The following is a 25,630-nucleotide window of genomic DNA, read 5'->3' as shown; positions in this document are numbered from 1 at the left end:
CCGGTTTCCCGGCCTTTTTGTATCGAGCCCGATCTCAGCCGATCTTCTGGCCGGTCTTGGCCCAGTCGGCAGCGAACTGATCCAGGCCCTTGTCGGTCAACGGGTGCTTGACCAGCGCCTTCAGCGTCGCGGCCGGCGCGGTAACGACATCGGCGCCGATCAGGGCTGCCTGCTTGACGTGGTTCACGGTGCGAACCGAAGCGACGAGGATCTCGGTGTCGAAATCGTAATTGTCGTAGATCTGCCGGATCTCCTGGATCAGTTCCATGCCGTCCGCGCCGGTATCGTCGACGCGGCCGACGAAGGGCGAGATGAACGAGGCGCCGGCCTTGGCCGCCAGCAGCGCCTGGTTGGCCGAGAAGCACAGCGTTACATTGACCATGCGGTTCATCTCGGTGCGGATCGTCTTGCAGGCGCGCAGGCCGTCGAGCGTCAGCGGCACCTTGATGCAGACATTGTCGGCGATCTTGGCCAGGATGTTGGCCTCGGCCATCATGTCCTTGTATTCGATCGCAACGACCTCGGCCGAAACCGGGCCCCTGACGATGTCGCAGATCTGCTTGGTGACCTCGGCGATCTTACCGCCGGATTTCAGGATCAGCGAGGGATTGGTGGTCACGCCGTCGAGCAGCCCCAGGTCGTTCAGTTCCTTGATGTCCTTGATGTCAGCGGTGTCGACAAAAAATTTCATGGGGGTCTCCTGAAAGATTTCCATGTGCATGCCATGCACATTCGGGGTTGCCCTTTGATCTAGACCAAAGTCGGGGCAAGGTCACGCCCGATGATCGAAGATTCGCCCTTTGTCGCAGCCGCGCCGGTGCTGGTGCCGATGCCGGCCGAACGGCCCTACACCTACGCTGTGCCTGCCGGCGTGCGCGTGGTGCCGGGCTCGATCGTGCGCGTGCCGCTCGGTCCGCGCCAGGTTGCCGGCATCGTCTGGGATGGTGCGGTCGAGAATATCGACGCCAAAAAGCTGCGCCCGATCGAACAGGTCTTCGACTGCCCGCCGATCGACCGCGGCATGCGCCGCTTTGTCGACTGGCTGGCGCAGTACACGCTGTCGCCGCCCGGCATGGTGGCGCGCATGCTGTTGCGCGCGCCGGAGGCGTTCGATCCCGAACCATGGATCGAGGGCCTGCAGCGGACCCTCGTCATGCCCAACCGGATGACGGATGCCAGGACGCGCGTGCTGGAGACGGCGGAAGGGGGGCTTGCCTGGACGCGATCCGGCCTGGCGCACGCGGCGGGCGTGTCGTCGACGGTGGTCGAGGGGCTCAAGGCGCAAGGCGTGTTCGAGACGGTGATGATCCCGCCTCGACCGGTGGTCGCCGCGCCCGATCCCTCCTACGCCATGCCGGAGCTGATGCCGGACCAGGCAGACGCGGCCGCCATGCTGCGCGCCAATGTCGCGGCCGCTGCTTTCAACGTCACGCTGCTCGACGGCGTCACCGGCTCGGGCAAGACGGAAGTTTATTTCGAGGCGGTGGCGGCAGCCCTCGACCGGGGCAAGCAGGTGTTGATCCTTTTGCCGGAGATCGCGCTGACGCATGCCTTCCTCGAACGCTTTCAGCAGCGCTTCGGCGCCAAGCCGGCGGAATGGCATTCCGACCTGCCGCCCCGAATGCGCGAAAAGGTCTGGCGACAGGTGGCGGAAGGCGGCGTGCGCGTCGTCGCCGGCGCACGCTCGGCGCTGTTCCTGCCGTTCCGCGAGCTCGGGCTGATCGTCGTCGACGAGGAACACGACCCCGCCTACAAGCAGGAGGACCGTGTCTTCTACAATGCCCGCGACATGGCGGTGGTGCGCGGCCATATCAGCGGCTTCCCGGTGGTGCTGGCGTCGGCGACGCCGTCGGTCGAAAGCCGGGTCAATGCGAGCCAAGGTAAATACGATAGAGCGGTTCTCTCTGCCCGCTTCGCGGAGGCGGCGCTTCCGCATCTCAAATCGATCGACATGCGCCGCGCGCCGCCGGCGCGCGGGGGGTTTCTGTCGCCGCTGCTGATCGGTGAGATGCAGCGTACGCTGGAGAAGAAGGAACAGTCGCTGCTGTTCCTCAACCGGCGCGGCTACGCGCCGCTGACGCTGTGCCGTGTCTGCGGCCACCGCTTCGGCTGCCCGGTTTGTTCGGCCTGGCTGGTCGAGCACCGCTTTCGCGGCCAACTCGTCTGCCATCATTGCGGGCACAATGAGAAGCGGCCGGAGGCTTGTCCGGAATGCGGCACGCTCGACCATCTGGTCGCCTGCGGGCCTGGCGTCGAGCGGATAGCTGAAGAAGTCGTGGCGCATTTCCCCGACGCGCGCACGATCGTCCTGTCATCCGATTTGATGGGCGGGGTGCGCCGGCTGCGGCTGGAGCTCGAGGCCATCGCCAATGGCGAGGTCGACATCGTCATCGGCACGCAGCTGGTCGCCAAGGGCCATAACTTTCCCAACATGACGCTGGTCGGCGTCGTCGATGCCGATCTCGGCCTCGCCAATGGCGATCCGCGCGCCGCTGAGCGCACCTTCCAATTGCTCAGCCAGGTGACTGGACGCGCCGGCCGCACCGGCAAGAAGAGCCTCGGCCTGCTGCAGACTTTCCAGCCGGACCATCCGGTGATGCGGGCGATCGTCTCGGGCGATGCCGAGGCCTTTTACGAACGCGAGATCACTGAGCGCGAACGGGCAGCCCTGCCGCCCTTCGGCAGGCTTGCCGGCGTCATCGTCAGTGCGGTGACGCGGGCCGAGGCCGAAGGCCACGCGCGAGGCCTGCGCCGTGCAGCACCCCAGGCCAGCGACCTGTTCGTGCTCGGTCCGGCCGAGGCGCCGCTGTCGCTGCTCGGTGGGCGCCATCGTTTCCGTTTGCTGATCCAGGGTGAAAAGCGCGCCGACATCCAAGGCTTCATCCGCACCATGCTGGCCGAAGGGCCGAAGCAGCGCGGCTCGGTCCGCGTGCAGGTCGACATCGATCCGCAGAGCTTCTTGTAAGCACAAAGGCTGACGCCGCCGCCGGCCGCCCGTAAGCCGTTTGTCAAGAAAACTCAGCATCTTAGTGCCGGCTAAAATGCGCGCCGTTCATGTACCCGGCTCCCATCCGTTCGCTGACTAATCCTGATTTGAAAAGCCACAAAATAATGTTGACTCGTTTTATCATGAATTATAACTGGGCCTTTCCGCTCTGGCGCTGGGGACCAGGGCATGGATGGGGACAGCATGCGCAGATTTTTCAGTACGCTTCTTTGGTCATCGGCTTTGGGTTCGTCGATTATGGCAGGCGCGGCATTTGCCCAGGAAGCCGCTCCGACGGACCAGCAGGGAGCCACCGTGCTCGATCAGATACTGGTCACCGGCCGCAATGAAAGGTCGATTTCCAGCGTCGCTCAGTCTGTCCAGGTCGTGGAACAGGAACAGGTCGAGGAAGCCGCGCAGGAAAATATCGACGCCGCGACCCTGATCAGCCGCATCGTCCCCGGCTACGCGCCACGCAACCAGACCATTTCCGGCGCTTCGGAAACCTTCCGCGGGCGCAGCGTTCTCATCATGGTCGACGGTGTGCCGCGCAACACACCGCTGCGGGACGTCTCACGCATCCTGTCGATGATCGACCTGAATTCGGTCGAGCGCATCGAAGTCATCAATGGCGCGTCCAGCCTTTATGGCGCCGGCGCCACCGGCGGCACGATCAACTTCATCACCAAGCGCGGCGACAGCGACAAGCCGAAGGTGACGGTGCGCACCGGCGTCACCGCCTTCACCGAAAACCCCGGCAAGTCGGCCGGGCCAAGCACCAGTGTCTCAGTCGAGGGCAAGAAAGGCGATTTCGACTATTTCTTCTCGGCGTCCGGTGATCTGTCGCGCCGCACCTATGACGGCCACGGCAACGAGGTGGCTTCCGACGCCATGCTTGGGCAAGGCGGCGGCGACCGCACCGGCACGGGCAATCTCTTCGGCGTGGCCGGCTACCAGTTCGATTCCAGGCGCTTCGAGGCCAGCGTCGACTGGACCTATGCCAACCAGAAGCCGGACTGGTTCACCGATTACACGACCAATCCCGTCTCCCCGGATTTCGGCGATCCCTATGAAGGCAAGCCGCTGAAGGAAGATTCGAAATATCTGACCGCCAAATACACCGACAGCGACTTCGCGCTCGGAAACCTCGAGGTCAAGGCGTTCTACAACGACATCTTCAAGCAGTCGCCCTTTACCAAATTCTCGGCCGTCAACAGCCAGGTGTATTTACCGACGAACCCGACGCGGCCGGTGATCCTGCCGCCGGGTACGGACCCGACCGCCGACTTCAACCAGACGGCGCTGCAATCGCGGCGCAGCGGCGTCAACCTGACCGTCAACACGCCGATGGACTTTATCACTCAGGGCAGCACACTGACCTGGGGCGCCGACTACGTTTTCCATGCCACCGATCAGCAGCTGACCAACGGCCAGGACGCCATCTCGCCCACGACCCAGAACTCGGTTGCCTTGTTTGCGCAGGGCGAAATTCCGGTGACGGATCGCTTTCGCATCAGCGGCGGCGCGCGCTACGACCAGTTTTATCTCAACGTTGAAGACTTCACCCGGCCTGCCGCTGCCGTTCTGCTAGGCCGGAACATTATCGGCCTGCCGGCGATCCAGGTGACCGGCGGCTCGTTCGACTACGACGCCGTCACCTTCAACGCCGGCGCCGTCTACGATCTGACCGAAAGGATGCAGCTTTTCGGCAATTTCTCGCAAGGCTACAGCCTGACCGACATTGGCGGCTTCACCCGCCGGGCCGGGTTGAACTCCAACGCCGAAACCTGCGACGCCTATGGCACCGCCATCCGGCCGCTGCTGCCGTGCACCAACGCGCCGGATTACGCGATCAGCTATGCCGATATCGCGCCTGAACCCCAGCTGGTGAACACCTGGGAAGCCGGTCTGCGCGGCGATTGGGGCGACTATCGCGGCGGCGTCAGCACCTATCTGTCGACCTCGGACAACGGCGTCAGCTACGACATCGTCAACAACCGGGTATCGCAGCAGAAGGAACGTATCTGGGGCGTCGAAGCCAATCTCGAGGCAGACCTCAGCGGCATGTTCACGCTGGGCGGATCGGTCGGCTATGTCGAAGGCAAATACGACGCGGATCGCGACGGCCACATCGAAGCGAACGAGTATCTGCCGAACAACCGTGTCCCCTCGACCTACAGGGGCCTGGTCTATCTCACCACCCGTTTCGAGAACGAGCTGACCCTGCGCAGCGAGTTGGAGCTGTTTTCCGGACGCGACCGCATCGCCACCCAGGAACTGGACGGTGCAGCACTGGTCAATCTCGCCGTCTCGAAGACGTTCGGCAATGAAAGCGTGCTGAACCTTGCCGTGCGCAATGTGTTCGACACCTACTACATCAACCCTTCCGCATCGGCGACCCGCGGCGCCGACGTTCCGGGTCTGGGACGTTCGGTTGCGTTGTCCTACCAGATCACATTCTGAGGGGCGGCGGTGGCGGTGTCTCTCCAACGAAACGGTGCATTAGTCTCGCTGCTGGCAGAAGCGCCAGCCGATCCGGCGGATGGCGCGCGCTATATCGAGGCGCTCGGCCGCCTTTCGCAGGAACGGGAGCCGTTCGTGCTCCTGGTCGATATCCGCATCGAGATCGCGCTGAGCGACGCCCAGCGCAAGGCGCAAAACCTCTGGTACAAGGCGGAACGCGAGCAGCTCGAAAAAGCCTGCCGCGCCTGTGCGCTGGTGCGCCCCGCCGCCGACGAGAACATGCAGCGCGTCTGGCAAAGCCTGTTCGGCTTTCCAGTGCTCGTCACCCGCGGCCGGGCGGAGGCCGGCGCCTTCCTGAACGGTTACGCACCGAAGGACTATGACGAATGAGCGCCGACGCAGACAGGCTGGCGCCTGCTGGGCTTTCGCGCTTGCGGCTTTTCGTCGTCCTGGCCTGTCTCTATCTGGCGCAGGCCGTCCCGAGCTATCTGTTTGCCGCGGCGATCCCGCCGATCCTGCGTGAGCAAGGCGTGTCGCGCACCGCCATCGGCATGATGGCGCTGCTGATGCTGCCGCTGGTGCTGAAATTCCTGTGGGCGCCGCTGGTCGATCGCTTTCGGCCAGTGGTCCGCGCCCATCGCGCCGGCTGGGTCATCATCACCCAGATCGGCGTCATCGCCGGCATCGCGGCCATGCTTTGGATCGAGCCGACCGATGTCGCCGGTATCTTTGCCGTCGGCCTTGTCGTGAGCCTGTTGATGTCGACCCAGGACATCGCCACCGACGGCTACGCGGCCAAATATCTCGACCCGAAGGACAGGCCGATCGGCAATGCGATCCAGGGCGGCGCCGTCGCGCTCGGCGTCGTTCTCGGCGGCACGCTCGGCCTGTTGGCTTATCATCATGCCGGCTGGCAAACCATGGTGGCCATGGTGGCCGCGTTGTCCATCATCCCGCTGGTCGCCGCCTTCGCCATGCGCGAGACCGATCCCGTCGCCAGCGCGCCGCAGGCGGCCATCGACCGCCCCTCGATCCTGCGCTTTCTGCGCCGGCCGGAGGCACGCCAGATCCTGTGGATCGCGCTCATCTACCGCGCCAGCGAGGGGCTGGTGAAGTCGATGGAAGGCTCCTATCTCGTCGATGCCGGCGTGCCGCTCGATATCATCGGTTATCTCTCGGGCGGTGCCGCGCTCACCGTCGGGCTCGGCGGCTCGGCGCTGGCGGCGTGGCTGCTGCACAACAGGGGCGCCGCCTCGGTGCTCGGCCTGCTCGGCGCGCTGCGAACCATCTGCTTCCTGATCTTCGCGCTGCACGCTTTCGGCGCTATCGCCGGCTTCTGGCCGATCTTCGGCGCCTCGTTCCTGCAGACGCTGGTGCGCTACATGGAGATCGTGGCGCTCTACAGCCTGTTCATGTCCGTCACGTCGTCGGACCAACCCGGCACCGATTTCACCATCCTGTCCTGCGCCCAGCTCATCGTCTACCTCGTCGGCTCCATGCTTGCCGGCCGCCTTGCCGACATGCTCGGCTACTCCGCGTTGTTCACCCTGGCGACAGTGCTGTCGGGCATCGCCGTGGTGGCGACCTATCGCATGCTGAATGCCCATTTCGCCGATGCCGCAAAGACCCAGCCAGGAACGCCGATGCCGCTGCCGGAGGTCGCCGAATGAGCGCGGGTTCGCTAGTGCTTATGAACCATGGCTGCAAGACCGGCGGCGGCCAGAGCCAGCGCCGCGCAGCCGGCCAGCGGCGCAAAGGGCCAGAGCGTGAAGGCGAAGCCGCCGGCCAATGCTCCGATGCTCTGGCCGAGCACATGGGTGCTGGTGAGCCAGCCGGCCGCCGCGCCCTGCTCGCCGGGCTCCAGGCGCTTCATCAGCCAGGCGGTGTAGCCGGGTGTAGCCAGGGCAATGCCGGCCGCTGCCACCACCAGAGACGCTGCCGAGGCAGCATGGCTGGCCGTGACGGCCAGCGCCGTCATGCCGACGCAAACCATGAGACAGCCGACGACGACGCTGATGCGCTCGGCCAGCCGCAGGCGCGCCACGACCAGCCCCTGAACCAGGACCATGACGACCGCAACCAGCATCAGGGCCAGGCCGGTCAACGTCGTGGCCTGCGTCGCACCAAGGCCAAAACGCTGCTGGGTCATCGGGCCGAGCATCATCTGCACCTGTCCGAAGCCGAGCGTCAGGCACAAGCCCATCCCAGGCAAGGCAGAGCGCGGCGATCGAAGGGCGATATTCCACGGCCGACGTCGGCCGCCCTGCCGTCGGTCCGTCCGCCGGCTTCCCCTTTGCCCCGCGCGAGCCACAGCAACAGCGGGCTGAACAGGAACAGGATGGGCGGCAGCAGCGGCGACAGGACGGCAGCCGTTGCCGCCAGCGCGCCGGCCAGCCGCCCCATGCTGACGCCGGCGCCAAGCAGTCCCAGCGCGGCCTGTCGCCTGTCATCGGCAGCCGAGCGGCTGGCCCAGACCTGCGCCGTCGGCATGACGCCGGACGCGGCAAAACCGTACACGGTTCGCGAAAGCATCAGCAAAGCGATGCCCAGCGCGGCTCCCGTGCCGGCCATCAGCAGAATGGCGAACACCGCCTGGCCGGCCAGCATGGCGAGGCCAAGCAGGCGCAGCAGCCTGGCGTGGCCGAGCCGCTCGCCCATGCGACCCCACAGCGGCGAGCCGACCAGAAAGGCCGCCGCGCCGACAGCAGTTGCCGCCCCGATGGCAAACGTGTCGAGCCTCAGCCGCTCCATCACCAGGGGAACGAGCGATACGAAGGCCGACTGGCCGAAGCCGATTGCCGAGACCGCGGTTGCCAGGCGGCGCAGAAGCGAAGATCGATTTTTCATACGGGTCGTCACAAGACCAAGCTTATTTCTTGTTCAGAATAGATAATCAACAGAAATCTTTAAAGACGACAACGTATAAATGCAATGCATGCAGTTATTGGGATTTATGGGGATGCACATGGAACAAGTAAAACCAGAATCTTCCTCTGCATTAAGCCCGTTACTCAATGCGTTGCTGCGGGAATGGGATAGCTGGGAATTCGTCGACGCCAGGCAAACCGGGCTGTTTCGGCCGCAGGCAGCCGTGCTGCGTCTGAATTTCCCTGCCTCGCGCGCGGCGGTGCTCGTCGAGGCGCGGCATCGCTCGAAGGTTGGTTACCACGATTTAGCGATGCCGCTCTGGCGCCTCGATATTAGCAACGAGGGGGCCGATGGCGAAGCGACCGAGATCGACCTTTTCAGCCTTTTGGCGCTGATCCTGGCGGATCCCGACATTGCCGGCCGGGCGACAGCGAAAAGCCGACTGACCTTCCTGCGCCGCAGCCTGGCCAGCATCGCCGCAATCGCTGACGCGACTGCGGCGCGTGGATCGTCGCGGCCCTTCTCCGAAGGCGATCCTGACTTCATCGATGCCGAAAGCGCCCTGCGCTTCGGCCATGCCGTGCATCCGGCGCCGATGAGTCGCGAAGAGTTCACGCACACGGATTCCGCGCGCTTCGGGCATGAATACTGCAATGCGTTCAAACTGCGCTGGTGGGCCGTCGACCCGACCATCCTCACTGGAGGCAGCGTCGAGCCGCTAGATGTCACCGAGATGGTCCGCGGGCTTGCCGCCAGCGATCCGCAGCTGCTTGCTCGGGCTGGCAAGCAACAGGGCAAGGTTCTCGTTCCGATGCATCCGTGGCAGGCCGTACGGCTCATGCTGGAAGACCGCGTCGAGCGCCTGTTTCGCGCCGGTCGTATCGTCGATGTTGGGCTCGGCGGACCAGCGTGGCGGGCCACGACCTCGCTGCGCACGGTTCATTCGTCTGAAGCCGAGTGGATGCTGAAATTCTCGCTCAGCCTGCGCCTGACCAATTCCAGGCGCATCGTCGAGGAGCATGAGTGCCGGCGCGGCCTTTCGGTGCACCGGCTGGTCAAGGGCAAGCTCGGCTATGCCTTGCAGCGGCGCTGCCCGACCATGACGGTGCTGGGTGAGCCCGCCTGGTTCGGCCTGCGTGACGAAGACGGCCGGCTGATGACGGATACCATCGTCTCGCTTCGCGAAAATCCGTTTCGCGGCACGGGCAATCCGCCGGCTGCCGTTCTCGGCGCGCTTTGCGAGCGCCATCCCGGCCGTACCGAAAGCCATCTGTCCGACCTGGTCCACCGTATCGCCCGCGACGAGAAGCGACCTGTCGAGGAAACGGCGCGTTTGTGGTTCGAGCGTTTCCTTCATGCCGCCATCGAGCCGTTTATCGTTGCCTTCTCGGAATTCGGCCTGCTGTTCGGCGCCCATCAGCAGAACCTCGTCGTCGGCCTCGCCGGCGGCTGGCCGAATGCGCTCTATTTTCGCGACTGCCAGGGCACCGGTTATGTCGAGGAATTCCTGCCCAGGCTGCGCGAATTCGTGCCCGGGGCTGGTCAGGCGGGCGATCATGTCTTCCCAGCGGAAGCGGCCGCGAAGCTGTTCGGCTACTATCTGGTCGTCAATGGCGCTTTCGCCGCCGTCGCAGCCCTTGCGGCCGCTGGCCTCACCAACGAAGACGATCTGCTGGCGATATTCCGCCGCTCGCTCGAGCGGCTGGCCGCCACGCCGATGGCTGACCGGTCCTGCGTCGACTATTTGCTCAACGCGCCGACGCTCGCCGCCAAGGGCAATTTCCTGATCGCGCTGCGCGACATCAATGAGAACACCGAAGTGACCGACCCGCTGGCAGGTTACGTCGAGCTTCCGAACCCCCTGCATGTGAGAGAATACGCATGAACATCGAGGCTGCGAAAAACTGGTCACCCGTCACCGTCGCCGGCAACGAAGGATGGCAGCATCTGGCCTCGGCCGCGGAGCCGCTCGCCATCCGTGCCGGCGATGGCCATGTCAGCCTGGTCAACGCTGAGGGAACAGCGGTGGGACAGGCCCGCATCTCCGACGCGGATGGCCGCCTGCTCATCGACGATGTCGCGTTCATTGGCGGCCGCCTCGACCAACCGCAAATCCTGGCAGGTCTCGTCGACGCCGCGCTGCGCCTGCATCCTTCCTTCGACTGCGCCTTCCTGCCGGCGGCCAAGACGCTGTGGCCGGTTTCGGCGCTGGCCACCGAGACGGTTCCGGGTGAACCGGAATGCGCCGTCATCCATCGCTCGGTCCTGCGCCAGCTGCCGCTGCTGTGGCGCAGCCAGGCCTCGCATGTCACCTATCCGGCATTGACGACCGCTATCGGCCCGGAAGACCGGCTGCCGCCATTGCGCCAACCGCGCCCCTGCGGCCCGATGTACGAACGCTGGATTCCGGAAATCGGCCTCACCGTGTCGCTGCGGCCGATCGACCGCAGGACCGATCTCGACCTCTTCCATCGCTGGATGAACGATGGCCGCGTCGCCTTCTTCTGGGAACTTGCCCAGAGCCATGAGGATCTCGACAAATATCTCGCCGAGCAGGAAAGCGATCCGCATATTTTCGGCGTCATCGCCAGCTTCGACGGCGAGCCGACCGGCTATTTCGAGTTCTACTGGGCCAAGGAGGACCGGCTCGGGCCCTATTATGAGCCGCTCGACTGGGACCGCGGCTGGCATGGACTGATCGGCAATATGCGCCATCTCGGCCGGCCGAAGACGCTGTCACTGTTCCGCTCCGTCACCCACTATCTGTTCCTCGACGAGCCGCGCACGCAGCGCGTCGTCGGCGAGCCACGCGCCGCGCACCAGAAGATGCTGAGCTATTGCGCCGGCGCCGCCTACGACAAAGTCAAGGAGTTCGACTTCCCGCACAAGCGCGCGGCGCTGGTCTGCTGCGAACGCGAGCGCTTCTTCCGCGAGGTGCCGCTGTGACGGTGCAGCAACCGATTGCCAAAGCGGGGGAGGCGACACGCTGGGCCGCGATCAACCGCGACGCCGTCGCCAAGGCCATTTCCGAACTGACCTTCGAGGAGTGCCTGTCGCCGCGCGAGCTTTCGCCCGGCCGATGGGAGCTGACGCCCGGCCCCGGCGTGACCTATCGCTTTGCCGCGACGCGGCGCCTGTGGGGCCAGATCGCCGTCCGTCCGGAGACGCTGACTCGCGACGCAGGCATCGAGCTGCCGGTCGACGATGCGGTCGCCTTCTTCGCCGACGCGCGCGAGACGCTCGGCATGTCGCCGGCAACATTCTGCACCTATGCGAAGGAGCTTTACAACACGCTGATGGCCGACATGCGGATCGCCAAGGCACGCGGCAATCGACCGGCCGCCGATCTAGCCGCGCTGCCGGATACCGAGTTGCAGGCATTGCTCGACGGCCATCCGAAGGCCCCTGCCAACAAGGGACGGCTTGGCTGGGGACGGGACGACTTCGAGCGCTACGCGCCAGAATCGGCCACCGCATTCCAGCTCTTCTGGCTTGCCGCCGCCAGCGATCGCTGCCTGCTGGCGCTTGACTGCGGGCTCGACGAAGAGGCGCTGCTGCAGGCCGCACTCGGCGACTACGAGCGCGCAAGGCTCGAAGCGGCTTTCAGCGCCGCCGGGATCTCGCGATCGACGCATAGGCTGCTGCCGGTCCACCCCTGGCAGTGGCAGGCGATGATCGCCTCGCAATATGGTAGCGAGATCGCCGCCGGCCGGCTGGTGCCGCTTGGCCAGTTCGGCGATCCGTTCCTGCCCTTGCAGTCGCTGCGCACGCTTGCCAATGTGGCACGGCCCGAGGCGCTGCACGTCAAGCTGCCGCTGACCGTCCTCAACACCTCAGCGTGGCGCGGCGTGCCGGGCAAATACATGGCGATCGGCGCCGATCTGTCGCGCTGGCTGGCCACGGTGGCGGCCGCGGACCCGGTGCTCAAGGACGTCAAGGTCTTGCAGGAAGTCGCCGGCGCCTTCTATCCGCATCCGCACTATACCGGGGTTGAAGGCGCGCCCTATCAGTTTTGCGAGATGCTGGGCGCCATATGGCGCGAAAGCTCCGAAAAGGATCTGACAGCGGGCCAGCGGCCGATGATGATGGGCGCCCTGCCGCAGCGCGACGCGCATGGCAGGCCGATCGCCAGCGCCCTGATGGAGCAGTCCGGCCTTGGTCCGGAGGCATGGCTCGATCGCCTGTTCTCCACGGCCTTCGTGCCGCTCTACCACTTCATGTGCCGTTACGGCGTCGGCTTCATCGCCCATGGCCAGAACGTCACCATCATCCTCGACGGAGCGACGCCTCTCGGCGTGGCGGTCAAGGACTTTCAGGGCGACCTCGACCTCGTCGACCAGCCATTTCCCGAACTGGCCGGCCTCGACCCAAAAATCCTCTCGACGTTGAAGCGCCGGCCGCCGGCGCATCTTCTGCAGCATTTGCAGACCGGCCATATCGTCAGCGTCCTGCGCTTCCTGTCCGAGGCGCTGGCCTCATACGACCGCTTCGATGAGAGGACTTTCTACGCCATCCTCGCCGGCGCCATCCGGCGCTACCAGGCGCAGAACACCGAGCTGGCGGAACGGTTCGTGCTGTTCGATCTGTTTGCGCCGAAGATTCCGCGCATCGCCATCAACAAGGTGCGCTTCGCGATCGGGTACGGTGACAGCGGCGAACGCCCTCTGCCGGACCTCGGCACACCGCTCGACAATCCGCTTAACCCCGAGTCAGCCCGGCGATCTCCCATCAGCCCAGCCAGCTCCATAAGGAGTTCGCCATGACCCATACGCTTGACCTCGCAGGCATCGGCATCGGGCCGTTCAATCTCAGCCTCGCCGCCCATCTCGATGCGGTGGACGGCGTCGAAGCGCGCTTCTTCGATCGGGCGACGCGGCTCGAATGGCACCCGGGTATGATGCTGCCGGGCGTCGAACTGCAGACATCCTTCCTCAAGGATCTCGTCACCGCGACGCATCCGACCAGCCCATGGTCGTTCATGTCCTATCTGGTCGCGCAGAAGCGGTTCTATGAATTCCTCAACGCGGATTTCTCAGCCATCCCGCGGCCGGAATTCGCCCGCTATCTCGGATGGGTCGGCGAGAACTTGTCTTCGCTGCGCTTCGCCAGCGCCGTCGACCGGATCGACTTCGACGGAACGAATTTCAGGCTGCGTATCGGCCGCGAGCAGGTGAACGCGCGCAATCTCGCCATTGCCGTCGGGCTGGTGCCCAACATCCCCGCCTGGGCGCGGGCGGCGGCCTCCGATCAATGCTTCCACAACGCCCAGGCCGCCAACCGCCTCGATCGCCTGAGCGGACAGCGTGTCGCCGTGATCGGCGGTGGCCAGAGCGGCGCCGAAGTGCTTCTGCATCTGGTCTCCTCCGACCGCTTCGCCGGCCGCGAAATCGAGTGGATCTCGATGCGGCCGAATTTCCTGCCACTGGACGACTCGCCTTTCACCGACGAACTCTTCACGCCGGGCTATGTCGAAAACTTCCATCGGTTGCCGCAAGGGCGGCGCGAGACGATCCTGGAACAGCAACTGCTTGCCGGTGACGGCGCATCGACGAGCACGCTGAAGGCGATCTATCGCCAGCTTTACGCGCTGCGGCACCTCTCGGAGGAAACGACGGCGGTCAACATGACGCCGCACCGCGAAGTGCTGAACGTGACGCGGGAAGGCAGCGAATACCGGCTGATCATGCGCAACGGCTTCGACGGCGCCATCGAGACGCGCACCGTCGAAGCGGTGGTTCTGGCCACCGGCTATGCCTTTGCCATTCCTGATTGCATGGCGCCGCTCATGAACAGGATCGCGCTGGACGAGCGCGGTCATTACAGGCTCAACGCCAGCTTCGAGGTCGAATGGGACGGGCCCGACGACCGCCGGATCTACGCACTCAATGCCGGCCGGCTCAGCCATGGCATAGCCGAGCCGCAGCTCAGCCTGATGGCTTGGCGCAGCGCCAAGATCGTCAATTCGCTGCTCGGGCGGGCACAGTTCGATCTCGATCTGCCCGATCCGCCGGTTGCCTGGAGTTCAAGGCACACGACACAAAGCCTGCATCATCTCGGCGCCAATGCGAGGATGACCGAATCGGGCGCGCGGTGATGTTTGTGGAGGCGGGCCGAAGAGCGTGGTACGGCGCGCGTTAAGATTGACATCGACCCGTAAAGCTTTTCTGTGAGAGAGATCGTTCGGTCCTGCTGGAGGCTCAGCGCATGAAAACCCTTGGCCTTATCGGCGGCATGAGCTGGGAATCGACGGCGATCTATTACCGCCTGCTCAACGAGATCGTGCGCGAGCGGCTGAGCGGGCTGCATTCGGCAAAGCTGTTGCTCTATTCCTTCGACTTCGCCGAAATCGCCGACCGGCAGCATCATGGCGACTGGGACAGTGCGGGCGTGCTGCTGGCGGATGCGGCGCGCAAGCTGGAGGCGGGCGGCGCAGAGGGGCTTTTGATCTGCACCAACACCATGCACAAGCTCGCCGACCGGGTGAAGGCGGCGGTGTCGATCCCGCTTATCCACATTGCCGACGCCACGGCAGTCGCGGTCAAGGGCGCCGGCGTCAAGCGGCCGGCGCTGCTGGCGACCCGCTTCACTATGGAGCAGGATTTCTACAAGGGCCGGCTGACGGAGAAATACGGGCTGCAGCCCGTGGTGCCGAACCAGGCCGGGCGCGACATGGTGCACCAGGTAATCTACGACGAGCTCTGCCGGGGCATCGTCAGCGCGGCATCGAAGGCGGCCTATATCGACGAGGTCGCCCGTCTGCGGCGCGATGAGAAGATCGATGGCGTCATCATGGGCTGCACCGAGATCACCATGTTGATTGGCGAGCGCGATTTCGACATTCCGGTGTTCGACACCACGCGCATCCATGCCGAGGCGGCGGTCGCATTCATGCTGCCCTGAAGGGTCAAAACAAGGATCAGGGCTGGGCGGCCACGGCGACATTGCCGTTGCCGACGACTTTCAGCTTCCATCGATCTGCTTCCGTGCCGGCCAGATTGAGGTGCCTGGTCAGGAAATAAGGGCGATCCGTGTCGGGGCCTTTGGCTGTGCAAAACCGGTCCTGCAGATAGGAGGGAGGCGTCGCCTGATAATACAGGTTGGCCACGATGCTAGCCGGACGCGCGCGCGGCCTAAACAGCCTTCCGCTCCTTCACGAATTGCGTGCCAAAACTGCCGCGCGCTTGACTTCTTTTTGCAGCGACATTCAATACATCCGGCATTGCTGTGAGGGGATGAAAGCAAGATGGAATTTGCGTTTCCGTGGCCGACCAGCCAGGGCGAATGGCTGGCTTGGTCCAGCGCCGTCGTCACCTTGGCGCTCGGTCTGCTGTTTTTCCTCGCGCCAGGGCTGGCATTTCGGATTCTGCGGCTGCAGGTCCGGCCCGAAAGGGCAGCGGCAATCGCGGAAGGGCGCGGCCGGATGTCGGGCTTCTATCTCGGCGTCAGCCTGTGCTGCATTCTGTTGGCGCAGCCGTGGCTCTATATGGCACTCGGCTTTTCCTGGCTGTTCACCGCTTTTGGCCGTTTGCTGTCGATGATGTCGGACGGCGCCAACACGCCTTTCAACTGGGCGTCGATCGTCGTCGAACTCGTCCTGGCCGCGTTGCCGCTCGCCTTCGTCTTCGGCTTTCTGCCCTGAATCGGCAGCCAATCCAAAGGCTTCGGTTGAACTCTACGGCCGGATGCGACAATAGTGCCCGAAAAGCATGCGGAACGACGCATTGCGGTCTTAAAATGCCTGTGCTAGACGGCAATCGACTTTCGGCCGGGGATAGCGGAAGCCGCGCCTCCGTGCTTGGAAAAACTTAGTAAGGTCAAAGATTTAGCCAGAGTTTTTGCTCGCGCCAACAATCTGCGGCCCCTCAGACAAGAGAAAAGACGGTCCGTGGCTCAATCGTCATCGCCAATCTCGGGTGTCGCAGAACGCTACGCGGGTTCGCTGTTCGAACTTGCGCGGCAGTCGAATTCGGTGGCCAAGGTCGAGGCCGACCTCAACAGTTTCGCCAGGATGCTGGATGACAGCGCCGACCTGACGCGCCTCATCAACAGCCCGGTGTTCTCCAGCGAGGACCAGGCCAAGGCAATCGCGTCGATCGCCGACAAAGCCGGCATCACCGGCCTGACCGGCAATTTCCTGCGCGTCGTCTCCCGCAACCGCCGGCTCTTCGCGGTGCCCGGCATGATCAAGGCTTTTCGCCAGATCGCCGCCGAACAGCGCGGTGAGACATCAGCCGAGGTCACTTCGGCGCATGAACTGACGGCTGCCCAGCAGACGGAACTCAAGGCCGCGCTGAAAAGCGTCGCCGGCAAGGACGTGGCCATCACTGTTACCGTCGATCCGTCGCTGCTCGGCGGGCTGGTGGTCAAGATGGGCTCGCGCCAGATCGATACGTCGCTCAAAACCAAACTCAATTCGCTCAAGCTTGCACTGAAAGAGGTCGGCTGATGGACATCCGCGCCGCGGAAATTTCCGCAATTCTCAAAGACCAGATCAAGAATTTCGGCAAGGAGGCCGAGGTCTCCGAAGTCGGCCAGGTGCTGTCCGTCGGTGACGGTATCGCTCGCGTCTACGGCCTCGACAATGTCCAGGCCGGCGAAATGGTCGAGTTCCCCGGCGGCATCCGCGGCATGGCGCTCAACCTCGAAGCCGACAATGTCGGCGTCGTCATCTTCGGCGCCGACCGCGACATCAAGGAAGGCGACATCGTCAAGCGCACCGGCGCCATCGTCGATACGCCTGTCGGCATGGGCCTGCTCGGCCGCGTCGTCGACGCGCTCGGCAATCCGATCGACGGCAAGGGCCCGATCAAGGCGACCGAACGCAAGCGCGTCGACGTCAAGGCGCCAGGCATCATCCCGCGCAAGTCGGTCAACGAGCCGATGTCGACCGGCCTCAAGGCCATCGATGCGCTGATCCCCGTTGGCCGCGGCCAGCGCGAGCTGGTCATCGGCGATCGCCAGACCGGCAAGACCGCGATCATCCTCGACACGATGCTCAACCAGAAGGCCGTGCACGACAACGGGCCGGAAAAGGAAAAGCTCTACTGCGTCTACGTCGCCATCGGGCAGAAGCGCTCGACGGTCGCGCAGTTCGTGAAGGTTCTCGAAGAGCGCGGCGCCCTTGAATATTCGATCATCGTCGCCGCCACAGCTTCCGATCCGGCGCCGATGCAGTTCCTGGCGCCGTTCACCGGCGCCACCATGGGCGAATATTTCCGCGACAACGGCATGCATGCGCTGATCAGCTATGACGATCTGTCGAAGCAGGCCGTCGCCTATCGCCAGATGTCGCTCTTGCTGCGCCGCCCGCCGGGTCGCGAAGCCTATCCGGGCGACGTGTTCTACCTGCATTCGCGCCTGCTCGAGCGCGCCGCCAAGCTCAACGACGATCTGGGTGGCGGTTCGCTGACCGCGCTGCCGATCATCGAGACGCAGGCCAACGACGTGTCGGCCTACATCCCGACCAACGTGATCTCGATCACCGACGGCCAGATCTTCCTCGAAACCAACCTGTTCTTCCAAGGCATCCGTCCGGCGGTCAACGTCGGCCTGTCGGTGTCGCGCGTCGGTTCGTCGGCGCAGATCAAGGCGATGAAGCAGGTCGCCGGCTCGATCAAGGGAGAGCTGGCGCAGTACCGCGAAATGGCTGCGTTCGCGCAGTTCGGCTCCGATCTCGACGCCGCCACGCAGCGCCTGCTCAACCGCGGCTCGCGCCTGACCGAACTGTTGAAGCAGCCGCAGTTCTCGCCGCTCAAGGTCGAGGAGCAGGTCACGGTGATCTTCGCCGGCGTCAACGGCTATCTCGACAAGCTGGCGCTGAACCAGGTCGGCAAGTTCGAGCATGGTCTGCTCAGCCATATGCGCTCGGCCGGCAAGGACGTGCTGGACGGCATCCGCAAGGAAAAGGCGCTGTCGGACGATCTGCGCGCCAAGCTGAAGGCCGAGATCGACGCCTTCGCCAAGACCTTCGCTTGAGAAGAAGCCGGACGCTCGGGATCAGGTTTGAAGCATGCCTTCATTAAAAGACCTTCGTAACCGTATCGCCTCGGTCAAGGCGACGCAGAAGATCACCAAGGCGATGCAGATGGTCGCCGCGGCGAAGCTGCGCCGCGCGCAGGAAGCGGCGGAAGCGGCGCGTCCCTATTCCGAGCGGATGGGTGCGGTGCTGGCCAATATCACGCAGGCGATCGGCGGCGGCGGCGATGCCCCGGCACTGATGACCGGCACCGGCAAGGACGATGTGCATCTGCTCGTCGTCTGCACCGCCGAGCGCGGCCTTTGCGGCGGCTTCAACTCGCAGATTGCACGTCTGGCCCGCGACCATATCCGCCGGCTGCTGGCCGACGGCAAGCAGGTCAAGATCATCTGCGTCGGCAAGAAGGGTTTCGACATTCTGCGCCGAGACTATGCCTCGCTCATTATCGACCGCGTCGACCTGCGCGATGTCAAGAAGCTCGGCTTCGTCAATGCCGATGCGATCGCCCGTAAGATCATCCATCTGTTCGGCGAAGGCGGCTTCGATATCTGCACGCTGTTTTATTCGCAGTTCAAGTCGGTGATCAGCCAGATTCCGACCGCGCAGCAGATCATTCCTGCCGGCGTGGCTTCCGCTCCCGCCGAAGCGACCGCCGGTGGCAATGCCGTCTACGAATACGAGCCGGAGCCGGGCGAGATCCTCACCGACCTCATTCCGCGCAACATCTCGGTCCAGGTCTTCCGCGCGCTGCTCGAAAACGCAGCCGGCGAGATGGGCGCCAAAATGAGCGCCATGGACAATGCAACGCGCAATGCCGGCGACATGATCAACAAACTGTCGATCACCTATAACCGCCAGCGGCAGGCGCAGATCACCAAGGAACTGATCGAAATCATTTCGGGCGCCGAAGCGCTCTAGGCGCGACCGCCAGGAGGTCATCGACCTTCTGATGGAGCGTGAGAAACAAAGGACGAGAAGGGTAAAGACGATGGCGAAAGCAGCGACCCCCGCGAAGACGGCCCCCAAGGCGGCCGCAAAGGCTCCGGCAGCAGCGGCGAAGGCCGCTCCGGCCAAGAAGGCGGCCGCGCCCGCCAAGGCCGCGGCCCCGGCAGTGAAGACGACGAGCGTTGCCGTCAAGAAGACCGGCGCCATCGGCAAGGTTCGCCAGGTCATCGGCGCCGTCGTCGACGTGCAGTTCGGCGATCATCTGCCGGCCATTTTGAACGCCATCGAAACCTCCAATGTTGGCAACCGCCTGGTGCTCGAAGTTGCCCAGCATCTGGGCGAAAACACCGTGCGCTGTATCGCCATGGATTCCACCGAAGGCCTGGTTCGCGGCCAGGACGTCTATGACACCGGCGCGCCGATCACCGTTCCGGTCGGCCCGGGCATGCTCGGCCGCATCATCAACGTCATCGGCGAGCCGGTCGACGAAGAAGGCCCGGTCGACGGCATCGAGATGCGCGCCATCCACCAGCCGGCGCCTACCTATGTCGAACAGTCGACGGAAGCGCAGATCCTGATCACCGGCATCAAGGTGCTCGACCTTCTGGCGCCCTACGCCCGCGGAGGCAAGATCGGCCTGTTCGGCGGCGCCGGCGTCGGCAAGACGGTTCTGATCCAGGAGCTGATCAACAACGTCGCCAAGGCGCATGGCGGCTTCTCGGTCTTCGCCGGCGTCGGCGAGCGCACCCGCGAGGGCAACGATCTTTATCACGAGTTCATCGAGTCCGGCGTCAACAAGAAGGGCGGCGGCGAAGGCTCCAAGGCGGCACTGGTCTATGGCCAGATGAACGAGCCGCCGGGCGCGCGTGCCCGCGTCGGCCTGACCGGCCTGACGGTCGCCGAATATTTCCGCGACCAGGGCCAGGACGTGCTGTTCTTCGTCGACAACATCTTCCGCTTCACGCAGGCCGGTTCTGAAGTGTCGGCGCTGCTCGGCCGTATTCCTTCGGCCGTGGGTTACCAGCCAACGCTGGCCACCGACATGGGTGCGCTGCAGGAACGCATCACCACAACGACCAAGGGTTCGATCACTTCGGTGCAGGCGATCTACGTGCCGGCCGACGATTTGACAGACCCGGCGCCTGCGACCTCGTTCGCCCACCTGGACGCGACGACCGTGCTCAACCGCGCGATCTCGGAAAAGGGCATCTACCCCGCCGTCGATCCGCTCGACTCGACCTCGCGCATGCTCGATCCGCTGGTCGTCGGCGAGGAGCACTATGCCGTCGCCCGCCAGGTGCAGTCGATCCTCCAGCGCTATAAGTCGCTGCAGGACATTATCGCCATCCTTGGCATGGATGAGCTTTCGGAAGAGGACAAGCAGACGGTGGCCCGCGCCCGCAAGATCGAGCGCTTCCTGTCGCAGCCGTTCTTCGTCGCCGAAGTGTTTACGGGTGCGCCGGGCAAGCTGGTCGACCTCGCCGACACAATCAAGGGCTTCAAGGGCCTCTGCAACGGCGACTACGATCACCTGCCGGAAGCCGCCTTCTACATGGTCGGCGGCATCGACGAAGCGGTCGAGAAGGCTCAGCGCCTGGCGGCTGAAGCAGCGTAATCAAGGCAATAGGGAGTAGTCAGTAGTCAGTAGTGAATAGCGGCCGGGTGATCAGGACAGCTGTCCTCTCCCTACTCCCTACTCACTATTCCCTACTCACTAAATTGACATGGCTGAAGCTTTCAAGTTCGAACTGGTCTCGCCGGAGCGCCTCCTGGTTTCCGAGCAGGTCGAGTCCGTCGTCATTCCAGGCGCCGAAGGTGAAATGACAGTCATGGCGCACCATGCGCCAGTCATGACCACGATCAAGCCGGGCGTCGTCACGCTGAAGACCGCCGGCGGCAAGGAAGAACGCTATGTGGTGTTCGGCGGCTTTGCCGACATCGTCCCTGCCGGCTGCACGCTGCTCGCCGAATCGGCGGTCGCCGTCGGCGATATCGACCGCGCCGATCTCGCCCGCCGCATCCAGGAAGCCAAGGAAGACGCCGCCGACGCCAAGGACGACCAGAGCCGCAGCAAGGCGGAGCAGTTCCTTAGCCAGCTTACCACGCTCGAAGGCGCGCTGCTGCCGGCGTAAGCCGCAGAATGACTGGACGTGATCCGAGGGGTCATGGTCGGGCAAAGGTATGAAACAGGCCGGGCTTAAGCCCGGCTTTTTGTATCCGGGCGACGTCAGGTCACCTGGTCTTTCCCGGTATACCCAGTGCCGCGAGCGCGAGCGCCACCCCGCCTTGCAGGATATGCTCGCGATGAGCGGCGACCAGTTCGATCAGCGTCTGCCGCTCGGGCTTGCCGCTGGCGAAGCCGGCCCAGTCGAACACCGCCGCTACTCGTTCCAGCATCCGTCGTTCGTCGAGCGCCGCCAGCGCCGCGTCGAGCGGATCGGTAAAGTGGGCTTCCGGCAGGTCCTTGCCGCGCGCCTCGCAGGCGGCGATCCAGGCGGCGATCACCAGCGTCAGATGCTCCGGGACCAGGCCGGCCTGGATGCACTCGATGGCGGTAGCGACAATGCGCTGCGGCAATTTCTGGCTGCCGTCATTGGCGATCTGCGCGGTGCGGTGGGCCAGCGCGGTGTTGGAGAAACGTTCGGCAAGTTCGGCCGTATAGGCTGACGTGTCGAGCCCGGCATCCCCAGGCAATGTCGGGATGGCCTCGGCCCAGAGCCGGTCGACGAACGCGCGGATCGCGGGATCCGCGAAGGCGCGGTCGACGGTGACGTGGCCGCTGAGCAGGCCGATATAGGCGATGCCCGAATGGGCGCCGTTGAGCAGCCGAAGCTTCATGTCCTCGAACGGCCGGACATCCTCGACCATGGTGACGCCGAATTTCTCCCAGGCCGGGCGGCCGGCTGGAAACCTGTTTTCGATCACCCATTGCCGGAACGGTTCGGTCATCACCGGCCAGGCGTCCTCGAGGCCGAGTTCGACCGCGATGCGCGCCCGGTCGGCATCGGTGGTTGCCGGCACGATGCGGTCGACCATGCTCGATGGGAATGCAACGTCATCGGCTATATGACCGGCGAGGGCAGCGTCGCCTGAAGCAGCAGCGCCGGCATCGCGCAGTTTTGCAAACCCGACCAGCAGCCGGTGCAGCGTGGCGCCATTGGCCGGCAGGTTGTCGCAGCAAAGCACGGTGAAGGGCGGCGTGCCGGCGGCCCGGCGTCGCACCAGCGCTTCCGCCAGGAATCCATGCGCTGTCCTGGGAGATCCGGGATTGCCCAGATCGTGGACGATATCGGGATGGTTTTCGTCGAGGCTGCCGTCGGCGGCCCTGAGATAGGCCTTTTCGGTGATGGTCAGGGTGACGATGCGGGTGCGCGGGTCGGTCAGCGCGGCCAGCACCGCGCCGGGGTCTTCCGGCGCGACCAGCATCGACTGGATCGAGCCGATAATGTGCAGCGCTTCGCCATCGCTGCCGCGCACCGCCAGCGTGTAGAGCCCGTCCTGTGGCGTCAGCGCATCGCGCGTGTCGGGGCTGCGCAGCGAGACGCCGACAATGCCCCAGCCGGTCTCGCCGGCCGCTAGGCAGTCATCGACATAGGCGGCCTGATGGGCACGGTGGAAGGCTCCAACGCCGAGATGGACGATGCCTGGGGCGACACTGGCGCGATCATAGGGGGGGACCGCGACCGAGGCCGGCAAGGATTGCACTGTTGCGTTGGAAAGGCGTCTGCTGGTCATGGCTTGGCTTGTTGGGCGCGGCTTGTCGCTGGATGGTGTGCGGGGCGGGATCTGCTAGCGGCGTAACATCCGCTCTTCCGCCGCACAATGACCTGACGCCGGTTAAAAGTCATCATACAACAATCCAGTTTTTGTATGTTGACATTATTTCTTTCCAATCCTACCGATATCGCCCCTGGGAGGAACGACGTGGCGGGACTGACCGATCCGGATCTGCTTTTTGCCGCCGAAGGGCGCGCGCTGTCGATCGCGCGCGATCTCCATGCCGGCATCAAGGACCTGCCGATCATCAGCCCGCACGGCCACACCGATCCGCGTTGGTATGCGCTCAACGAGCCATTCCCCGATCCCGCGCAATTGCTGGTGGTGCCCGACCACTACATTTTCCGTATGCTGTTCAGCCAGGGCGTGCGGCTGGAAGATCTCGGCGTCCCGACCCTCGACGGCTCGCCGGTCGAGACCGATCCCAGGGCGATCTGGCGGCGCTTCGCCGAGCACTATTACCTCTTCCGCGGCACGCCGACGCGGTTGTGGCTCGACCATGTGCTCGAGCATCTGTTCGGCATCGAAGAGCCGCTCAACGCCAGCACCGCTAGCCGCCATTACGACACCATCGCGGCGCTTTTGCAGCGCGACGATTATCGCCCACGCGCGCTGTTCGAGCGCTTCAACATCGAGGTCATCGCGACGACCGAGGGCGCACTCGACGATCTCCAATGGCACAAGACGATCCGCGACAGCGGCTGGCAGGGCCGCGTCATCACTGCCTACAGGCCGGATGCCGTCGTCGATCCCGACTTCGAAGGATTTTCGGCCAATCTCGATCGTCTGGGCGAGATCGCCGGCTGCGACACCGGCACATGGGCCGGCTATCTCGACGCGCATCGCCAGCGCCGCGCCTTCTTCAAAAGCTTCGGCGCAACCTCGTCGGACCACGGCCATCCGACGGCCGAGACCGCCAATCTTTCCGATGCGGCGGCGGAAGAGCTGTTCAACCGCATCCGCCGCGGCTCGGACGACGAGCGCGAGCGCAAGCTGTTTCGCGCCCAGATGCTGACCGAAATGGCCAAGATGAGCCGCGACGACGGGCTGGTCATGCAGATCCATCCCGGCTCCTGGCGCAACCACTCGCCTGGTGTTTTCCAAAAATTCGGCCGCGACAAAGGCTTCGATATTCCGACCCGCACCGACTATGCCGCGGCGCTCAAACCCTTGCTCGACTGCGTCGGGCTGGAGCGCGACCTCTCCATCATTCTGTTCACGCTCGACGAGACCAGCTACGCGCGCGAACTGGCGCCGCTGGCCGGCGTCTATCCGGCGTTGAAGCTCGGGCCGGCCTGGTGGTTCCACGACAGTCCGGAAGGCATGCGCCGGTTCCGCGAGATGACCACCGAGACCGCCGGCTTCTACAACACCGTCGGCTTCAACGATGACACCCGTGCCTTTCCGTCGATTCCCGCCCGTCACGATGTGGCGCGCCGGGTTGACTGCGCCTTTCTCGCCCGTCTCGTCGCCGAGCACCGGCTGCGTGAGGACGAGGCGCATGAGCTGGCGCGGGAGCTTGCCTACACGCTTGCCAAGAAGGCGTACCGGCTGTGAGCCGGGCGCGTGGAATTTTAAAAGGGAGGAAGACAGTCATGTTGCATTTTTCAAAACTGATGGCAGCCACATTCGCCTTCGGCTCGCTGATGATCGGCGTTGCCGGCGCCCAGACCGTACTGCGCTCGGCCGACACCCATCCGGACGGGTATCCGACCGTCGAGGCGGTCAAATATCTCGGCGAGCTCATCAAGGAGCGCACCGCCGGCCGCTATTCGGTCGAGGTCTATCATTCGGCGCAGCTCGGCGAGGAAAAAGACACGATCGAGCAGACGCAGACCGGTGTCATCGATCTGAACCGCGTCTCGATGGGTCCGTTCAACGGCATCGTGCCGGAAACCGCGGTGCCGTCGCTGCCCTACATGTTCCGTTCGGTCGAGCACATGCGCCATGTCATGGACGGGCCGATCGGCGACGAGATCCTCAAGGCCTTCGAGACGCATGATCTGGTCGGCCTTGCCTTCTACGATTCCGGCGCCCGTTCCTTCTACAACACCAAGAAGGACATCACCTCGATCGCCGATCTGAAAGGCATGAAGTTCCGCGTCATCCAGTCCGACGTGTTCGTCGACATGGTCAACGCGCTTGGAGCAAACGCCACGCCGATGGCCTATGGCGAGGTCTATTCGGCGCTCGAAACCGGCGTCATCGACGGCGCCGAGAACAACTGGCCCAGCTTCGAATCCGCCAAGCACTACGAAGTCGCCAAGCACTATACCGTCGACCAGCACCAGATCGTGCCGGAAGTGCTGGTGATGTCGAAATCGAGCTGGGACAGACTGACGCCGGAAGACCAGGCGATCGTCAAGCAGGCGGCCAAGGATAGCGTCGTCAATATGCGCGAATTGTGGGACGCGCAGGAGAAGAAGTCGCGAGAGATCGTCGAGAAGGCCGGCGTCAAGGTCAGCGAGATCGACAAGCAGCCGCTGATCGATGCGATGAAGCCGGTCTACGACAAGTATCTGAAGACGCCGGAGCTCAAGGACCTCGCGACGCGCATCCAGGCGACCAAGTGATTTTCTGGCGGGGCGGCATGGCGCCGCCCCGCCAATCGCTTT

At 64.3% G+C, this 25,630-nt stretch carries 22 protein-coding genes; 17 read left to right on the top strand and 5 right to left on the bottom strand.

Annotation, left to right across the window (positions count from 1 at the left end):
• Positions 1-34: 34 nt before the first annotated feature.
• Complete coding sequence (fsa, locus tag NKJ78_RS15725; RefSeq protein WP_352459928.1) at positions 35-691, bottom strand: fructose-6-phosphate aldolase; 657 nt, start codon at positions 689-691, stop codon at positions 35-37.
• 90 nt (positions 692-781) lie between these two features.
• Between fsa and NKJ78_RS15720 the strand changes: the two genes are divergently transcribed.
• From NKJ78_RS15720 to NKJ78_RS15705, 4 genes are all read left to right on the top strand, one after another.
• Positions 782-2,965, top strand: a complete 2,184-nt coding sequence (locus tag NKJ78_RS15720; protein ID WP_352459927.1) for a primosomal protein N' — start codon at positions 782-784, stop codon at positions 2,963-2,965.
• A gap of 279 nt (positions 2,966-3,244) precedes the next feature.
• On the top strand, positions 3,245-5,449 hold the full coding sequence (locus tag NKJ78_RS15715) for a TonB-dependent receptor (RefSeq protein ID WP_352562502.1): 2,205 nt from the start codon (positions 3,245-3,247) through the stop codon (positions 5,447-5,449).
• Positions 5,450-5,464: 15 nt separating this feature from the next.
• A complete protein-coding gene (locus NKJ78_RS15710; RefSeq protein ID WP_156929802.1) occupies positions 5,465-5,839 on the top strand; it encodes a hypothetical protein in 375 nt (124 codons plus the stop codon).
• Positions 5,836-7,119 carry a RhtX/FptX family siderophore transporter gene (locus tag NKJ78_RS15705; RefSeq protein ID WP_023737915.1) on the top strand — a complete coding sequence of 428 codons (1,284 nt, stop codon included), beginning with the start codon at positions 5,836-5,838 and terminating at the stop codon, positions 7,117-7,119. The genes NKJ78_RS15710 and NKJ78_RS15705 overlap by 4 nt, the downstream gene beginning before the upstream one ends.
• 11 nt (positions 7,120-7,130) lie before the next feature.
• Here NKJ78_RS15705 and NKJ78_RS15700 read toward each other — a convergent pair whose 3' ends face one another.
• Positions 7,131-7,661, bottom strand: coding sequence for an MFS transporter (locus tag NKJ78_RS15700; protein WP_352562501.1), 531 nt, complete (start codon positions 7,659-7,661; stop codon positions 7,131-7,133).
• Positions 7,637-8,296, bottom strand: coding sequence for an MFS transporter (locus tag NKJ78_RS15695; protein WP_352562500.1), 660 nt, complete (start codon positions 8,294-8,296; stop codon positions 7,637-7,639). The genes NKJ78_RS15700 and NKJ78_RS15695 overlap by 25 nt, the downstream gene beginning before the upstream one ends.
• Positions 8,297-8,540: 244 nt before the next feature.
• Between NKJ78_RS15695 and NKJ78_RS15690 the strand changes: the two genes are divergently transcribed.
• The 5 genes from NKJ78_RS15690 (at position 8,541) to NKJ78_RS15670 (ending at position 15,217) form a co-directional block, all read left to right on the top strand.
• Positions 8,541-10,202 carry an IucA/IucC family protein gene (locus tag NKJ78_RS15690; RefSeq protein ID WP_245264392.1) on the top strand — a complete coding sequence of 554 codons (1,662 nt, stop codon included), beginning with the start codon at positions 8,541-8,543 and terminating at the stop codon, positions 10,200-10,202.
• Positions 10,199-11,263 (top strand): GNAT family N-acetyltransferase, encoded by a 1,065-nt coding sequence (locus NKJ78_RS15685; RefSeq protein WP_352459925.1) that lies wholly within the window; start codon positions 10,199-10,201, stop codon positions 11,261-11,263. Before NKJ78_RS15690 ends, NKJ78_RS15685 begins: the two co-directional genes overlap by 4 nt.
• Positions 11,260-13,080 carry an IucA/IucC family protein gene (locus tag NKJ78_RS15680; RefSeq protein WP_352459924.1) on the top strand — a complete coding sequence of 607 codons (1,821 nt, stop codon included), beginning with the start codon at positions 11,260-11,262 and terminating at the stop codon, positions 13,078-13,080. Before NKJ78_RS15685 ends, NKJ78_RS15680 begins: the two co-directional genes overlap by 4 nt.
• On the top strand, positions 13,077-14,411 hold the full coding sequence (locus tag NKJ78_RS15675; RefSeq protein WP_352459923.1) for a lysine N(6)-hydroxylase/L-ornithine N(5)-oxygenase family protein: 1,335 nt from the start codon (positions 13,077-13,079) through the stop codon (positions 14,409-14,411). The genes NKJ78_RS15680 and NKJ78_RS15675 overlap by 4 nt, the downstream gene beginning before the upstream one ends.
• 110 nt (positions 14,412-14,521) lie before the next feature.
• On the top strand, positions 14,522-15,217 hold the full coding sequence (locus NKJ78_RS15670; RefSeq protein WP_352459922.1) for an aspartate/glutamate racemase family protein: 696 nt from the start codon (positions 14,522-14,524) through the stop codon (positions 15,215-15,217).
• A 16-nt stretch (positions 15,218-15,233) separates the two neighbouring features.
• On the opposite strand, the gene NKJ78_RS15665 is transcribed toward NKJ78_RS15670, so the two are convergent.
• Positions 15,234-15,422 (bottom strand): hypothetical protein, encoded by a 189-nt coding sequence (locus NKJ78_RS15665; RefSeq protein WP_352459921.1) that lies wholly within the window; start codon positions 15,420-15,422, stop codon positions 15,234-15,236.
• A gap of 138 nt (positions 15,423-15,560) precedes the next feature.
• Between NKJ78_RS15665 and NKJ78_RS15660 the strand changes: the two genes are divergently transcribed.
• From NKJ78_RS15660 to NKJ78_RS15635, 6 genes are all read left to right on the top strand, one after another.
• Positions 15,561-15,956, top strand: coding sequence for an AGROH133_08824 family phage infection protein (locus NKJ78_RS15660; protein WP_023684099.1), 396 nt, complete (start codon positions 15,561-15,563; stop codon positions 15,954-15,956).
• Positions 15,957-16,202: 246 nt separating this feature from the next.
• Positions 16,203-16,763: a F0F1 ATP synthase subunit delta gene (locus tag NKJ78_RS15655; protein WP_352459920.1), complete on the top strand. Its 561-nt coding sequence runs from the start codon at positions 16,203-16,205 to the stop codon at positions 16,761-16,763.
• Positions 16,763-18,292, top strand: coding sequence for a F0F1 ATP synthase subunit alpha (gene atpA, locus NKJ78_RS15650; RefSeq protein WP_023684101.1), 1,530 nt, complete (start codon positions 16,763-16,765; stop codon positions 18,290-18,292). The genes NKJ78_RS15655 and atpA overlap by 1 nt, the downstream gene beginning before the upstream one ends.
• Positions 18,293-18,326: 34 nt before the next feature.
• Positions 18,327-19,211, top strand: coding sequence for a F0F1 ATP synthase subunit gamma (locus tag NKJ78_RS15645; protein WP_023668672.1), 885 nt, complete (start codon positions 18,327-18,329; stop codon positions 19,209-19,211).
• A gap of 70 nt (positions 19,212-19,281) precedes the next feature.
• Entirely contained in the window at positions 19,282-20,853 is a 1,572-nt protein-coding gene (gene atpD / locus NKJ78_RS15640; RefSeq protein WP_023698224.1) for a F0F1 ATP synthase subunit beta, read from the top strand.
• A gap of 109 nt (positions 20,854-20,962) precedes the next feature.
• Positions 20,963-21,370, top strand: coding sequence for a F0F1 ATP synthase subunit epsilon (locus tag NKJ78_RS15635; RefSeq protein WP_023668674.1), 408 nt, complete (start codon positions 20,963-20,965; stop codon positions 21,368-21,370).
• A gap of 100 nt (positions 21,371-21,470) precedes the next feature.
• Here NKJ78_RS15635 and NKJ78_RS15630 read toward each other — a convergent pair whose 3' ends face one another.
• Positions 21,471-22,973 carry a mannitol dehydrogenase family protein gene (locus NKJ78_RS15630; protein WP_352459919.1) on the bottom strand — a complete coding sequence of 501 codons (1,503 nt, stop codon included), beginning with the start codon at positions 22,971-22,973 and terminating at the stop codon, positions 21,471-21,473.
• A 189-nt stretch (positions 22,974-23,162) separates the two neighbouring features.
• On the opposite strand from NKJ78_RS15630, the gene uxaC reads away from it, so the two are divergent.
• Positions 23,163-24,572 (top strand): glucuronate isomerase, encoded by a 1,410-nt coding sequence (gene uxaC / locus NKJ78_RS15625; protein WP_023698223.1) that lies wholly within the window; start codon positions 23,163-23,165, stop codon positions 24,570-24,572.
• A 38-nt stretch (positions 24,573-24,610) separates the two neighbouring features.
• Complete coding sequence (locus NKJ78_RS15620) at positions 24,611-25,588, top strand: TRAP transporter substrate-binding protein (RefSeq protein ID WP_352459917.1); 978 nt, start codon at positions 24,611-24,613, stop codon at positions 25,586-25,588.
• Positions 25,589-25,630: the final 42 nt, after the last annotated feature.

The sequence above is a fragment of the Mesorhizobium sp. M0037 genome, assembly GCF_040323635.1.
Lineage (GTDB): Bacteria > Pseudomonadota > Alphaproteobacteria > Rhizobiales > Rhizobiaceae > Mesorhizobium.
This window is presented reverse-complemented; position numbering and strand designations above follow the sequence as displayed.

What these genes read in the sequence shown, in the direction of transcription:
- NKJ78_RS15620 (WP_352459917.1), top strand. Translation starts at nt 24,611, where the DNA reads ATGTTGCATTTTTCAAAACTGATGGCAGCCACATTCGCCTTCGGCTCG.
- NKJ78_RS15635 (WP_023668674.1), top strand. Translation starts at nt 20,963, where the DNA reads ATGGCTGAAGCTTTCAAGTTCGAACTGGTCTCGCCGGAGCGCCTCCTG.
- NKJ78_RS15630 (WP_352459919.1), bottom strand. Translation starts at nt 22,973, where the DNA reads ATGACCAGCAGACGCCTTTCCAACGCAACAGTGCAATCCTTGCCGGCC.
- NKJ78_RS15670 (WP_352459922.1), top strand. Translation starts at nt 14,522, where the DNA reads ATGAAAACCCTTGGCCTTATCGGCGGCATGAGCTGGGAATCGACGGCG.
- fsa (WP_352459928.1), bottom strand. Translation starts at nt 691, where the DNA reads ATGAAATTTTTTGTCGACACCGCTGACATCAAGGACATCAAGGAACTG.
- NKJ78_RS15695 (WP_352562500.1), bottom strand. Translation starts at nt 8,296, where the DNA reads ATGAAAAATCGATCTTCGCTTCTGCGCCGCCTGGCAACCGCGGTCTCG.
- atpA (WP_023684101.1), top strand. Translation starts at nt 16,763, where the DNA reads ATGGACATCCGCGCCGCGGAAATTTCCGCAATTCTCAAAGACCAGATC.
- NKJ78_RS15675 (WP_352459923.1), top strand. Translation starts at nt 13,077, where the DNA reads ATGACCCATACGCTTGACCTCGCAGGCATCGGCATCGGGCCGTTCAAT.
- NKJ78_RS15685 (WP_352459925.1), top strand. Translation starts at nt 10,199, where the DNA reads ATGAACATCGAGGCTGCGAAAAACTGGTCACCCGTCACCGTCGCCGGC.
- NKJ78_RS15705 (WP_023737915.1), top strand. Translation starts at nt 5,836, where the DNA reads ATGAGCGCCGACGCAGACAGGCTGGCGCCTGCTGGGCTTTCGCGCTTG.
- NKJ78_RS15645 (WP_023668672.1), top strand. Translation starts at nt 18,327, where the DNA reads ATGCCTTCATTAAAAGACCTTCGTAACCGTATCGCCTCGGTCAAGGCG.
- NKJ78_RS15720 (WP_352459927.1), top strand. Translation starts at nt 782, where the DNA reads ATGATCGAAGATTCGCCCTTTGTCGCAGCCGCGCCGGTGCTGGTGCCG.
- NKJ78_RS15660 (WP_023684099.1), top strand. Translation starts at nt 15,561, where the DNA reads ATGGAATTTGCGTTTCCGTGGCCGACCAGCCAGGGCGAATGGCTGGCT.
- NKJ78_RS15715 (WP_352562502.1), top strand. Translation starts at nt 3,245, where the DNA reads ATGGCAGGCGCGGCATTTGCCCAGGAAGCCGCTCCGACGGACCAGCAG.
- atpD (WP_023698224.1), top strand. Translation starts at nt 19,282, where the DNA reads ATGGCGAAAGCAGCGACCCCCGCGAAGACGGCCCCCAAGGCGGCCGCA.